This is a genomic window from Rhodococcus sp. APC 3903 (assembly GCF_030407755.1).
Classification (GTDB): domain Bacteria; phylum Actinomycetota; class Actinomycetes; order Mycobacteriales; family Mycobacteriaceae; genus Rhodococcus_F; species Rhodococcus_F erythropolis.
The window spans coordinates 313,952-327,036 of record NZ_JASDCV010000003.1; the positions used below are offsets into that span (position 1 = coordinate 313,952).

General features: G+C 63.5%; 11 protein-coding genes. 8 read left to right on the top strand and 3 right to left on the bottom strand.

Translation table 11 applies throughout. The features are described from left to right. Window positions 1-127: 127 nt before the first annotated feature. Both QMA15_RS06145 and QMA15_RS06150 read right to left on the bottom strand, forming a co-directional pair. Window positions 128-892: a sensor domain-containing protein gene (locus QMA15_RS06145; RefSeq protein WP_240190414.1), complete on the bottom strand. Its 765-nt coding sequence runs from the start codon at window positions 890-892 to the stop codon at window positions 128-130. Continuing rightward, entirely contained in the window at window positions 889-1,815 is a 927-nt protein-coding gene (locus tag QMA15_RS06150; protein ID WP_060938914.1) for a hypothetical protein, read from the bottom strand. The genes QMA15_RS06145 and QMA15_RS06150 overlap by 4 nt, the downstream gene beginning before the upstream one ends. 68 nt (window positions 1,816-1,883) lie before the next feature. On the opposite strand from QMA15_RS06150, the gene lspA reads away from it, so the two are divergent. The 5 genes from lspA (at window position 1,884) to dnaE (ending at window position 8,774) form a co-directional block, all read left to right on the top strand. After that, on the top strand, window positions 1,884-2,570 hold the full coding sequence (gene lspA, locus QMA15_RS06155) for a signal peptidase II (protein WP_021344550.1): 687 nt from the start codon (window positions 1,884-1,886) through the stop codon (window positions 2,568-2,570). After that, window positions 2,567-3,493 (top strand): RluA family pseudouridine synthase, encoded by a 927-nt coding sequence (locus QMA15_RS06160; RefSeq protein ID WP_007733161.1) that lies wholly within the window; start codon window positions 2,567-2,569, stop codon window positions 3,491-3,493. The genes lspA and QMA15_RS06160 overlap by 4 nt, the downstream gene beginning before the upstream one ends. Further along, window positions 3,490-4,173, top strand: coding sequence for a hypothetical protein (locus tag QMA15_RS06165; RefSeq protein ID WP_172932069.1), 684 nt, complete (start codon window positions 3,490-3,492; stop codon window positions 4,171-4,173). Before QMA15_RS06160 ends, QMA15_RS06165 begins: the two co-directional genes overlap by 4 nt. A gap of 26 nt (window positions 4,174-4,199) precedes the next feature. After that, window positions 4,200-5,138 (top strand): EamA family transporter RarD, encoded by a 939-nt coding sequence (gene rarD / locus QMA15_RS06170; RefSeq protein ID WP_047890087.1) that lies wholly within the window; start codon window positions 4,200-4,202, stop codon window positions 5,136-5,138. A gap of 99 nt (window positions 5,139-5,237) precedes the next feature. After that, window positions 5,238-8,774: a DNA polymerase III subunit alpha gene (gene dnaE, locus QMA15_RS06175; RefSeq protein ID WP_007733155.1), complete on the top strand. Its 3,537-nt coding sequence runs from the start codon at window positions 5,238-5,240 to the stop codon at window positions 8,772-8,774. Between the two features lie 94 nt (window positions 8,775-8,868). Here dnaE and QMA15_RS06180 read toward each other — a convergent pair whose 3' ends face one another. Next, entirely contained in the window at window positions 8,869-9,102 is a 234-nt protein-coding gene (locus QMA15_RS06180) for a hypothetical protein (protein WP_020908060.1), read from the bottom strand. A 220-nt stretch (window positions 9,103-9,322) separates the two neighbouring features. On the opposite strand from QMA15_RS06180, the gene QMA15_RS06185 reads away from it, so the two are divergent. The 3 genes from QMA15_RS06185 (at window position 9,323) to ilvA (ending at window position 13,084) form a co-directional block, all read left to right on the top strand. Continuing rightward, window positions 9,323-9,757 (top strand): nitroreductase family deazaflavin-dependent oxidoreductase, encoded by a 435-nt coding sequence (locus QMA15_RS06185; RefSeq protein ID WP_019748853.1) that lies wholly within the window; start codon window positions 9,323-9,325, stop codon window positions 9,755-9,757. 116 nt (window positions 9,758-9,873) lie between these two features. After that, entirely contained in the window at window positions 9,874-11,649 is a 1,776-nt protein-coding gene (locus tag QMA15_RS06190; protein ID WP_290283768.1) for a pyruvate dehydrogenase, read from the top strand. 79 nt (window positions 11,650-11,728) lie between these two features. Next, the gene (gene ilvA / locus QMA15_RS06195) at window positions 11,729-13,084 is read left to right on the top strand and encodes a threonine ammonia-lyase IlvA (protein WP_019748851.1); all 1,356 of its coding nucleotides are present in this window, start codon (window positions 11,729-11,731) and stop codon (window positions 13,082-13,084) included. The last annotated feature ends 1 nt before the right edge of the window (window position 13,085 follow it).

Genomic DNA, 13,085 nt, shown 5'->3' on the forward strand with positions numbered 1-13,085 from the left:
ACATCAGTGTGTCGCGTTGGTCTGTTTCGTACCTACTCTCACCGTTCAGTGTGGACGGGCAGTTGTCAAAGGGTCTGTGGTCCCGAATCATTCGCGTAAGGCCGAGACGGGACTAATCCGCTCGTTGTCAGGGCGTTTGTGCGCGCAGGCGATCGGCGGCGGCCGACGCCATCGAGTGCAGCACGTCGGGGGCGATCGGACTCGGCGCAGTTGCGGACACCTGGGTCAACGTGGTCCCGACTGCGGCCACGATCGCATCGGCGACCAAGGTGAAACCGCCACTCTCCGTGATGATTCGGAAAGCGAAAGACGCGTCGCCGACGTTCGGGTCCGATGCTCCGCCGACGCGATAGGTGATTGTCGTTCCGTCGGCATCGGTTCCTGAATACTCCGCACACCCGGCCAGCGTGGTCTGAAGTTTCTCGAAAGCTGCTGCTGCCGCTGCGCCGTCGGCGTACGAAGCAGAGTCCTGATCGATGCTCGTGAAATCGGGGCCGGTGAACATGTCGGAGAGGTCGGCGACGGATCCGGCGGCCTGGGTGGCTATCGGTGCCAGAACCTGAGCGCAGACGGCAGGGTCGGTGCTCGACTTGTCCGCCTCCGAACTCTCCGGCGCCGGTGCGAGGCCGAGGTCGTCGACCGGGTCGGGAACTATGTCGAAGTCCGCAGGTAGTTCGGAGAGGGTGAGCGCGGCTCGTTGCAGCGCATCACGGTCGAGCGGTGCCCCGCTCAGCGGTGGGGCCGGAGCAGCTGTGAACGGCGCCAAGCCGACCTGTGGGGCGGAAACCTGCGTAGTTGTGTCAGCACTAGGAGAGTCGTCCGAGCCGCAACCGGTGACGACGAACAGTGCCGCCGTTGTTGTCAGGCCCAGTGCGAGCGACCGGCGTGTCACGATTCCCACCGAATGCTGTTGGAGATCGTCTGCCGGATCACCGAGGAGCTGTCCGGATCGCCGTACGCCTGGTCGCCGCCGACGGTCATCTGTCCGGCGATCGGCAAGGGGAGTGAGAGGTCGACGGTGAGGTTTCCGGAGCCGGCCATGACGTACTGATCGATGTTCAGCGTTCCGGCGTCACCGGCCAGGTTCCAGACCGGGCTCTGCGGGGTCTGCGATACGTCCACCGCGAGCGAAAGCCGATTGCCCTCCCGCGCGGTGAGCGTGACGGTGGTTGTCTGATCGAGCAGGATTTCACTGCTGACTTGTTGTCGAACCACCCAACGTGCGCCGACACCGACCGGAGCGTCGGGGAGTGCAACGGTCCGGTAGACCGCTTGGCCGAGCGCCTGTTCGATTGCAGCGCGGGCAGCATTGGCCGAGTTGGCGGACGGCTTCAACCGTAGGGCGGTGATGGCGCCCGAATCCGTGACCGACAATCCGGCCGCAGATCCGTCGGCCCCGCTCAGCGCTGCCTGCAGCGTTGCATCCGGCGAGGTCATCGACGACAGCGTCAGGTCTACGACAGCGGTGGGATCGTCAGCGGTCACGTTTGCCGAGAGCGGGATCGTGATCTCCGGCGAAGAGAAATCTTGTGCCGGCTGTTGATCGATCTGCTGACTCACGACCGCCTGGGTGACGAGCGTCGCCGTCTGCGTGGTGCCGACAGGCAAGTTCATGCGCAGTACCTCGCGCGGTTCGCTTCCCCCATCGAGTACCTCGACGGTGGCGGCGGTCACCGGAACAGTGACTTCGCTCGGCGACGAGGTAGGTGCGGTGGGAGGTTGATCCGAGTCGCCGCAAGCGGTGAGAACGGTGGTGAGAGCGAGGGCAGCGAGGGCGAACGGAACTCGTCGGCCGGTCGTGGACAGCAGTGGCACGCGCTCCAGGCTAGCCGCAGTTGCAGAGTGCGTGACCCGGTGCGGTGAACATGAGGGATGATGGTTGCGTGAGTACAGACCACCCAGACCGAGATGTCAACGCGGAGGATCAGCCGATTACCGAAATCTCGAAGGCCGACGAGCCCGAAACCGTGAAACCGGAAGCCGTGAAATCGGAAGACGGTGACCTGGCGGTTGCGCCGGTCGCAAAGCCCCGCCGGCTGACCATGCTCATTGCCATCGCCGCTGTCATCCTGCTCTCGGACATTCTCACGAAGGTGTGGGCCGTCGCCGCGGTCAAGCCGGGGCAGCCGATCGAAATCATCGGTGACGTGGTCACATTCACGATGGTGCGCAATCCCGGTGCAGCGTTCTCGATGGCGACGTCGATGACGTGGATCCTCACCCTCGTCGCCATCGGTGTCGTCATCGGTGTGATCAAGATCGGTCGCACGCTCCGATCACCGTGGTGGGCGCTCGGTCTCGGCCTCGTTCTCGGCGGCGCGCTGGGTAACCTCGTCGACCGATTCTTCCGCTCTCCCGGAATCATGCGCGGACATGTGGTGGACTTCGTCTCCGTCGGTTGGTGGCCCGTGTTCAACATCGCGGATTCCGCGATCGTCTGTGGCGCGATCCTGCTCGTCGTACTGACTCTTTTCGGCTTCGAACCCAACGGTGAACGCCTGCGTGATCACAAGGCGGACGACAAGAAGCTCACCGAATCGAAGGCCGCAGCCGAGGGAGAAACCAAGTGAGGGAATCCCGTTCGATGCCCGTGCCCGACGGCCTCGACGCCATGCGGGTTGATGCCGGCCTGGCGCGCCTCCTCGGACTCTCGCGCACCGTGGTCGCGACACTCGCGGAAGAAGGCTCGGTACTCGTCGACGGTGTGGCCGTCGGCAAGTCCGATCGTCTGACCGCAGGATCGTGGCTCGAGGTTGTCCTGCCCGAACCGCCGCGGCCCCTGACCATCGAGGCGACACCGGTCGAGGGGATGGAGATCCTCTACGCCGACGACGACGTCGTTGCAGTCGACAAGCCCGTCGGAGTTGCCGCGCACGCCAGCGTCGGGTGGACGGGACCGACCGTCATCGGCGGACTTGCCGCGGCCGGTTTCCGTATCTCGACGTCCGGTGCCCACGAGCGTCAGGGCATCGTCCACCGTCTGGACGTCGGAACGTCGGGTGTCATGGTGGTTGCCACCTCCGAGCGCGCATACACCTTGCTCAAGCGCGCTTTCAAGCAGCGGACCATCGACAAGCGCTACCACGCTCTCGTGCAGGGACACCCCGACCCGAGCAGCGGAACCATCGACGCCCCGATCGGACGCCACCACGGGAACGACTGGCGATTCACGGTCACGGCCGACGGCAAGCCCAGCGTCACGCACTACGACACCATCGAGGCGTTCCAGGCAGCGAGTCTGCTGGACGTGCACCTCGAAACCGGTCGCACACACCAGATCCGTGTCCACTTCTCGGCGTTGCGCCATCCGTGCTGCGGCGACCTGACCTACGGCGCGGACCCCCGACTTGCCGAGAGGCTCGGTCTCGAACGCCAGTGGCTGCACGCAGTCTCGCTCGGCTTCGCCCACCCGGCGGACGGTCGCTGGGTCGAGATCAAGAGCAAGTACCCGAAGGACCTCGAACACGCACTCGAAGTTCTCCGGTCCTCATGACACCGCGCGGGCTTACCCCCGCGCTGGCCGTCGTCGCGGTGGTGGTCGGTGTGGCGGCGGTGGTGGGCGTGGGGTTCGCGAATCCCGTGCTGACCCCGCCGATCACGACGGACACTCTCGGTCCGGACAGTGGGGAAGCTGTGCCGGACTACCTCGACCGAGCGCGAGATTCTGTCGCGTCGGTCGACGGGCCGGTGTGGGCGTTGGTCTCGTTCACGAAGGCACTCACCGTCGACGAGGTCATCACGTCGACCAGCAGTGTTCAGGTGCCGGGCGCTGAGGTCTCGGGCGTTCGCGTGTCCAGGGTCATGTTCCGAGTTCCGATCGAGCGCGTCCAGACGCCGCTCATGTCGGTGCCCGTTCCCGACAACGACGAAGCAGTGCGCAGAGCGCCCGGTGTTGCAGCCACGCGACTGATCTCGCTCGGCGGCGACACCGATCGTCAGCAACAGGTGGCGCTCGCGTCGGCGAAGCAATTGTCCGCCGGGTGCGCCTGCGCGGTGGGCGTGCTGGTGCGAGCTACTCCCGAAGGACTGGACGCGATTACACGTGAGTCGAATGTCCGTGCAGTGGAAGCATTGCCGTCCGACGCCTCGCCGTGGTTGGCGGCCGTCCGTCCCTTGCTGCCGGAGTACGTGGACGTCGTTGCTCCCGGCCCCGACGACGGCCCGGTCCCGTGAACTCCGGTTCCGTGAACTCCGGTTCTGTGAACAAGGACGGACGCGCTAGGTCCGGTTCGTCCTCGGGGATCCTCTACGGTGTGGCGGCGTTCCTGTTGTGGGGAACGTTCCCGGCATTCTTCGGACTACTCGACTTCGCCGATCCGGTCGAGATCCTTGCGCACCGAGTGGTGTGGACCCTTCTGTTGATGCTGATCGTGTTGGCCTTTGCCGGCCGCCTCGGATCGCTTCGCGGAATCAGCGCACGCACCTGGCTGCTGGTGACCGCGGCATCAGCGGCGATCGCGGTGAACTGGGGGACGTACATCTATGCCGTGGTGTCAGGTCGCGTCGTGGAGGCGGCCCTCGGGTACTTCATCAACCCGCTGGTCACTGTTCTGCTCGGCGTCGTGATCTTCCGCGAACGATTGCGCCGCGCTCAGATCGCCGCCCTCGTCCTCGCCGCCACGGCAGTTGTCGTGATCACGGTCGACTTCGGTAAACCGCCGATCGTCGCATTGGTGCTCGCCGGTTCGTTTGCCACCTACGGGCTGGTCAAGAAGGTGGTTCCGCTCGATCCCCGAACCAGTTTGACTGCCGAGGGAGTCGTCGCCGCACCCTTCGCGGTCGGCTACCTCGTGTTTCTCGGCCTGACCGGGGCCGGTGCCTTCATCAGCAGCGGCGCCGGACACAGCCTGTTGCTGCTTGCCGCCGGCCCGGTCACCGCACTGCCACTGCTCCTGTTCGGCGTTGCCGCTCAGCGAGTTCCCTTGGCGACGATGGGCATGCTGCAGTACCTCACCCCGGCGCTGCAGATGGCGTGGGGTGTGGCCGTCATGCACGAGGACATGCCGGCCTCACGCTGGATCGGCTTCGTTCTGATCTGGGCTGCGCTGGTGATCTTCACGACAGATACCTTCGTCGCCAGTCGACGTTCGCGGCGTTCGATGAGGTCGAGCGCCGAACCTGAGGTTCCGGTCACGTGATCGGAGGTGGCACACTGCGACTCCACGATGGCTGTCGCCGAACGTGTCGGCAACGCGGCATACACTCGATCTCGCTCCCAGACCTTCAGAGAGGCGCACGTGGCTGACTCGTTCGTACATCTTCACAATCACACCGAGTACTCGATGCTCGACGGTGCGGCCAAGGTCGGCGCCATGTTCGAGGAGGCCGCTCGTCTCGAAATGACCGCTGTCGGCATGACCGACCACGGAAACATGTACGGCGCCAGCCAGTTCTACAACGAGGCCAAGAGTGCCGGCATCAAGCCGATCATCGGCATCGAGGCGTACATCGCACCCGAATCCCGCTTCAACACCAAACGAGTTCTCTGGGGAGATCGCAGCCAGAAGTCCGACGACGTCTCCGGTAGCGGTGCGTACACGCACATGACGATGGTGGCCGAGAACGCCACGGGGCTCCGAAACCTCTTCAAGCTGTCTTCTCTCGCGTCAATCGAGGGACAGCTCGGCAAGTGGCCTCGCATGGACGAGGAACTCATCGCGGCGCACGCCGAGGGCATCATCGCCACCACCGGTTGCCCTTCGGGTGAGATTCAGACGCGTCTTCGTCTCGGTCACGATCGCGAGGCTCTCGAAGCTGCCGCGAAGTGGCAGGAGATCTGGGGACCGGACAACTTCTTCCTCGAACTGATGGATCACGGTCTCTCGATCGAGCGCCGGGTGCGCGAGGGTCTGCTCGACATCGGCAAGCAACTCGGTATCCCGCCACTTGCCACCAACGACTGCCACTACGTCACCAAGGACGCCGCCGAGAACCACGAGGCGCTGCTCTGTATCCAGACCGGCAAGACGCTGTCCGACCCCACTCGCTTCAAGTTCGACGGCGACGGCTACTACCTCAAGTCCGCTGCCGAGATGCGCGCCATCTGGGACAACGAAGTACCGGGGGCGTGCGACAACACCGTGGCCATCGGCGAGCGTGTGCAGTCGTACGAGGACGTGTGGGCGTTCCACGACCGCATGCCGATCTTCCCGGTCCCGGAGGGTCACACGCAGCAGACCTTCCTGCGCGCCGAGGTGATGCGCGGACTCGATCGCCGCTTCCCGAGCGGACCTCCGCAGGAGTACCTCGCCCGCGCCGACTACGAGATCGGCGTCATCAACGAAATGGGCTTCCCGGCCTACTTCCTGGTGGTCGGCGACCTGATCAACCACGCCAAGGACGTCGGAATCCGCGTCGGGCCCGGCCGTGGATCGGCTGCCGGTTCGTTGGTGGCCTACGCGATGGGTATCACCAACATCGACCCCATCCCGTACGGGTTGCTGTTCGAGCGATTCCTCAACCCCGAGCGTGTGTCCATGCCAGATATCGATATCGACTTCGATGATCGCCGTCGCGGCGAGATGGTTCGCTACGCGACGGACAAGTGGGGCAACGACAAGGTCGCCCAGGTCATCACCTTCGGCACCATTAAGACCAAGGCTGCCATCAAGGACTCGGCTCGCGTCCAGTTCGGCAAGCCGGGCTTTGCCATCGCCGATCAGATCACCAAGGCGCTCCCGCCGCCCATCATGGCCAAGGACATCTCGGTTTCCGGTATCACCGATCCGAAGCACGAGCGGTACAAGGAGGCAGTCGAGGTTCGAGCGCTCATCGACTCCAGCCCGGACGTCGCGAAGATCTACAAGACCGCGGTGGGTCTGGAAGGGCTGATCCGCAACGCCGGTGTGCACGCCTGCGCGGTCATCATGTCGTCCGAACCGCTCACCGACGCAATCCCGGTCTGGAAGCGCGCCCAGGACGGCGCCATCATCACCGGGTGGGACTACCCCTCGTGTGAAGCCATCGGTCTGCTCAAGATGGACTTCCTCGGTCTGCGAAACCTCACGGTTATCGGCGACACGCTCGAGAACATCAAAGCCAACCGCGGCATCGACCTCGACCTCGACACTTTGCCGATGGACGATGCGGCAACATACGAACTGCTCGCCCGCGGCGACACTCTCGGTGTGTTCCAGCTCGACGGCGGCGGTATGCGCGAGTTGCTGAAACTGATGCAGCCCACCGGATTCGGCGACATCGTCGCCGCATTGGCGCTGTATCGACCGGGGCCGATGGGTGTGGACGCCCACATCTCGTACGCCAAGCGCAAGAACGCCTTGGAAGACGTCAAGCCAATTCACCCCGAGTTGGAGGAGCCGCTCGCGGAGATCCTCTCGGAAACGTACGGCCTGATCATCTACCAGGAGCAGATCATGCAACTGGCGCAGAAGGTGGCCGGTTACACCCTGGGTCAGGCCGACTTGCTGCGTCGCGCCATGGGTAAGAAGAAGCTGTCCGAGCTGGAAAAGGCCTACGCCGGCTTCCGGCAGGGCATGTTGGACAACAACTTCAGCGAAGCGGCCATCAAGGCGCTGTGGGACACGGTCCTTCCCTTCGCCGGGTACGCGTTCAACAAGTCGCACTCCGCCGGCTACGGACTCGTGTCGTACTGGACTGCGTACCTCAAGGCGAACTACCCGGCCGAGTACATGGCAGGTCTGCTGACCTCCGTCGGTGACGACAAGGACAAGTCCGCGATCTATCTCGCCGACTGCCGCAAGTTGGGCATCACCGTTCTCCCGCCGGACGTCAACGAGTCACGCGTCGACTTCGCGACCGTCGGCGACGACATCCGTTTCGGTATGGGGTCGGTGCGCAACGTCGGCGCCAACGTCGTTGCCTCGATCATCAAGGCGCGCACGGAGAAATCGAAGTTCACCGATTTCTCCGACTATCTCGGCAAGATCGACGCGATGGCTTGCAACAAGAAGGTCACCGAATCTCTCATCAAGGCCGGTGCTTTCGACTCGTTGGGTCACCCGCGCAAGGGCCTGATGTTGGTCCATGCCGACGCCATCGATTCCGTGATGAGCACCAAGAAGGCAGAGGCGATCGGACAGTTCGACCTCTTCGGCGGTGCCGAGGCGGACGAGTCGATCACCTCGGTGTTCGACGTCAAGATTCCAGAGGAGGAGTGGGACTCCAAGCATCGCCTGGCACTCGAACGAGAGATGCTGGGGCTGTATGTTTCCGGTCACCCGCTCAACGGCGTCGAGCACATTCTTCGCCAGCAGTCCGACACGTCCATCGCCGCGATACTCGAAGGCGGCGTTCAGGACGGTGCCCAGGTAACTCTCGGCGGCATCATCGCCTCGGTGGACCGCCGGGTCAACAAGAACGGTCTGACCTGGTGCATCGTGCAGCTCGAAGATCTCGTGGGTGGAATCGAGGTGCTGTTCTTCCCGCAGGCGTACGCGGTGTACGGAATGGACATCGCCGAGGATGCCATCGTGTTGGTCAAGGCTCGCGTCTCGATCCGAGACGATCGGATGTCGCTGATCGGCAACGACCTTGCGGTGCCTGATATTTCGGCGATCGGGGTCGCACGCCCCCTGTCGGTCTCACTGCCCCTTCGGCAATGCACCAAGGACAAGCTCAGTGCTCTCAAGCAGGTGCTGACGAGGCACCCCGGAACGTCCGACGTCCATGTCCGGCTGATCGGCGGAACCGAGATCAGCTTGTGGAAGGTCGACGACGTCCTTCGGGTCGAACCGTCCTCGGCGCTGATGGGCGACCTGAAGGCATTGCTCGGGCCGAGCTGTCTGACGGTCTGACCGCCGATCGAGCGCACCTGAACAGAACGAAGGGACCTGCTGCATCAGCAGCAAGGTCCCTTCGTGGTTCGCGGGAGATCGGAGAGTGGAGTGATCAGGTGGTGCGTGAGTAGTACACGCGACGCGCCCACCAGGTGATCACAGCGGCTGTTGCGGCAGTCAGTACGGCTACCTGCATCGACTGGGTGACAGCTCCGGCGACCACGAACAGCACAAAACCGACCGCGAGAGCTTCGATCTTGTACAGCGGCCACTGAGTCCCGGCCAGATCGACGAAATGGTCGGACGAGGGGCGTGATTCGCGAGTGGAGATATCTGCGGTAGTCATCTCGTCCCTTTCTCGGTGCAGTCTGTTCTCGATGCGGCTTGGCTAGCGATACGGCTGTTCGAAGCTGTGGTTTCAGAGTAGCCAGAGATGAGAGTTCGGGCAAGCGAACTTTATTGATCGGCAGCTCACTTAATCGATCAACCAGGGGAGTGTGCCGACGACGGTCCTGGTCGGTGTGGTTCGGTGGCCAAGGTGCTCGAGTGGGTGTTCACTGGTACACATGCCAATCACAGGTGAGTACGAACCCAGTCCAGCGTCGTGGGCCGCCGATCAGGTCGCACGCATCGAGAACTCCGGTGGCACCGAGGGAAACGACATGAACGGCATGCCCGTCGTCGTTCTCACGACCGTCGGGGCAAAGTCCGGCAAGGTCAGGAAGACGCCGCTGATGCGCGTCGAGCACGACGGCTCGTATGCCGTTGTGGCTTCGCTTGGTGGCGCTCCGAAGAATCCGGTTTGGTACTACAACGTCAAGGCCGATCCGCACGTCACGCTGCGTGACGCGACGCAGGTCTTCGACCTGGTTGCTCGTGAAGTCACCGGAGACGAGAAGGCGATCTGGTGGGAGCGCGCTGTCGCTGCGTACCCCGACTACGCCGATTATCAGACGAAGACCGATCGTGAGATCCCGGTGTTCGTGCTCGAACCCAAGTAACGCACTGCGGTCCTCACGAAACGGCAGTCCACAAGAAGCACTGCATAAACCACAAGCAAATCGTCACTCGCGGGGGTCGGCGATCCCGACTCCCGTGAGTGTGTCATGGAGGTCTGATGAGTCCGAAAACCGTTGCAGATCAATTGGTTCAGCAGCTCGTTGACGCGGGTGTCAGTCGGATCTACGGAATTGTCGGTGACAGTCTCAATCCCATCGTCGATGCGGTACGTCGCACCGGTGGTTCCGAAAAGGGCGGAATCGACTGGATACACGTCCGTCATGAGGAAGCAGCTGCGTTTGCGGCCGCAGCGGATGCCCAGATCACCGGGAAACTCGCAGTGTGTGCCGGATCCTGCGGTCCCGGAAACCTTCACCTGATCAACGGCCTGTACGACGCTCATCGTTCGGGCGCGCCGGTCCTCGCGATCGCCTCACACATCCCCAGCGCCCAGATCGGAATGGGCTACTTTCAGGAAACGCATCCCGAGCGGATCTTCATCGAATGTTCGAGTTACACCGAACTCGTCAGCACGGCAGTCCAATCACCTCGCGTGGTGCAGTCGGCGATTCAGCATTCGGTGGCTCGAAACGGCGTCTCGGTGATCGTGCTTCCCGGGGACATCGCCGATTGTCCGGCAGAAGGCACCCCGCCGACGCTCGTCGAAACCCGAAGGCCGACAGTCGTTCCGGATGCCGGTGACGTCAAGGCGTTGGCAGATGTGATCAACGGCTCGCGTAAGGTTGCGATCTTCGCCGGCGCAGGCGTGCGAGACGCACGCGCCGAGGTGTTGGCGCTGGCCGAAACCGTCGGGGCTCCCATCGGGCATTCGCTGCGCGGCAAGGAATGGATCCAGTACGACAACCCGTACGACGTCGGGATGACCGGATTGCTCGGTTACGGTGCGGCGCACGACGGTATCCACGGCGCCGATCTCCTGCTCCTGATCGGTACGGACTTTCCTTACGACCAGTTCTTGCCCGATGACGTTCGTACCGCTCAGATCGACATCGCGGCCGAGCGGTTGGGGCGTCGAACCAGCCTGGACCTGGCGGTGCACGGTGACGTCGCGAGCACCTTGAGCGCACTGATTCCGCAACTCGATCGAAAGACCGACCGCGGGTTCCTGGAGGATACGCTCGCAAAGCACAACACTCTGATGACCAAAGTGGTTGGTGCGTACACGGATCCGGTCAAGCAGCGCACACCCATTCATCCCGAGTATGCGGCCTCGATCCTCGACGATCTGGCGGCCGACGACGCGATCTTCACCGCCGACACCGGGATGTGCAACGTGTGGACGGCGCGCTATCTCAATCCGAACGGATCGAGACGCTTCATCTCCTCGGCGCTGCACGGATCCATGTCCAATGCGCTCCCACATGCGATGGGTGCGGCATGGTCGAGTCCGGGGCGTCAGGTCATCTCGGTGTCGGGCGACGGTGGATTGTCGATGCTGCTCGGTGAGTTGGTCACCGTCGCGATGTACAAGTTGCCGGTCAAGATCGTGGTGTTCAACAACTCGACGCTCGGAATGGTCAAGCTCGAGATGCTGGTCGACGGCCTTCCGGATTTCGGGGTCGACGTGCCCGCGGTCGACTACGCGGCGGTTGCTGCTGCGCTCGGTATCTTCTCGCGCCGAATCGAGAATCCCGCGGACATCGAAGCGGGCCTACGCGCCGCGCTCGATCACGACGGTCCGGCCTTGGTTGATCTGGTGACCGATCCGCTGGCATTGTCGTTGCCGCCCACCATCACCGGTGGTCAGATGAAGGGCTTCGCTTTGGCGATGTCGAAGATGGTGATGAACGGCGGCGTCGGCGAGGCTGTGCAGATGGCCAAGTCGAATCTGCGGAACGTGCCACGTCTCTCACAGTTGGATCCTCGCGGCTGACCTACCCGCCGCCCTGCCTCGCAGACCATGTGGGGCGGGGTGGTGGGAAGGTTGATCCCCGACGTGCGAAAATGGCGGAGTGTCTAACTCGCCCGATGTCGTAGTAACGAAGTCCACCGTCCCCGCGCTCGACGCGCAGGAGATCGACGCGGCCATCGAGCGAATTCAGCACGTCATTGCGGCGACACCCCTGCAGTACAGCGACCGTCTTTCGGCGTTGACCGGCGCGCACGTGTACCTCAAGCGCGAGGACCTCCAGGGCGTTCGTTCGTACAAGATTCGTGGCGCGTACAACCTGATCGCTCAGCTCAACGAGGCCGAGCGCGCGGCCGGCGTGGTGACTGCCAGTGCCGGTAACCATGCGCAGGGTGTTGCCTTCGCGTGCCGAACGATGCAGATCAAGGGTCGGATCTACGTTCCGGCAAATACCCCCAAGCAGAAGCGTGATCGCATCCGCGCCCACGGTGGAGCGTTTGTCGAACTGTTCATGATCGGTGAGACCTATGACGCCGCCGCTGCTGCGGCCGCGGAGGACGTAGCCGAAACCGGCGCAACCATGGTTCCCCCGTTCGACGACGTGCGCACCGCTGCGGGGCAAGGAACCATCGCAGCGGAGATTCTCACGCAACTGGACGCACCTCTCGACACGATCGTCGTGCCGGTCGGCGGCGGCGGTTGCATCGCGGGCATAGCCACCTATCTGCACGAGCGATCGCCCAAGACGTCGATCGTCGGGATCGAGCCGTCCGGCGCGGCGTCCATGACGGCCGCTCTCGTTGCCGGGGGCCCGGTGACTCTTCCCGACGTCGATCCATTTGTCGACGGGGCAGCGGTCAAGAGGATCGGCGATGTTCCCTACGAGGTCGTCTCACGTCTGGGTGCCGCCGTGGTGTCGCACGCGTCGTTGCCGCTCGTGGCTCGTCAACTTCAGACACGGTCCGGTTCGGGATCGTTTGTCGTCAATCAGATCGACGAGGGCGCTATCTGCACGGCGATGCTCGAGCTGTATCAGAGCGAGGGCATCATCGCCGAACCCGCGGGAGCGCTTTCCGTTGCGGCACTTCAGAATTTGACGTTCGAGCCGGGTTCGACCGTCGTGTGCCTGATTTCCGGTGGCAACAACGACGTATCCCGTTACGGCGAAATCCTCGAGCGTTCGCTCGTTCACCTTGGGCTCAAGCACTACTTCCTGGTGGACTTTCCGCAGGAACCGGGAGCGCTCCGTCGCTTCCTCTCGGACGTGCTCGGGCCGGACGACGACATCGCGCTGTTCGAGTACGTCAAGCGAAACAATCGCGAGACGGGTGCCGCGTTGGTGGGTATCGAACTCGGTTCCGCCGACGGGTTGGCGGCGTTGCTCGAGCGGATGGAGCGCGCGCCGATGCAGTCCGAGAGGCTCGAGCCGGGAAGCCCGGCGTACCGCTATCTGACGTAAG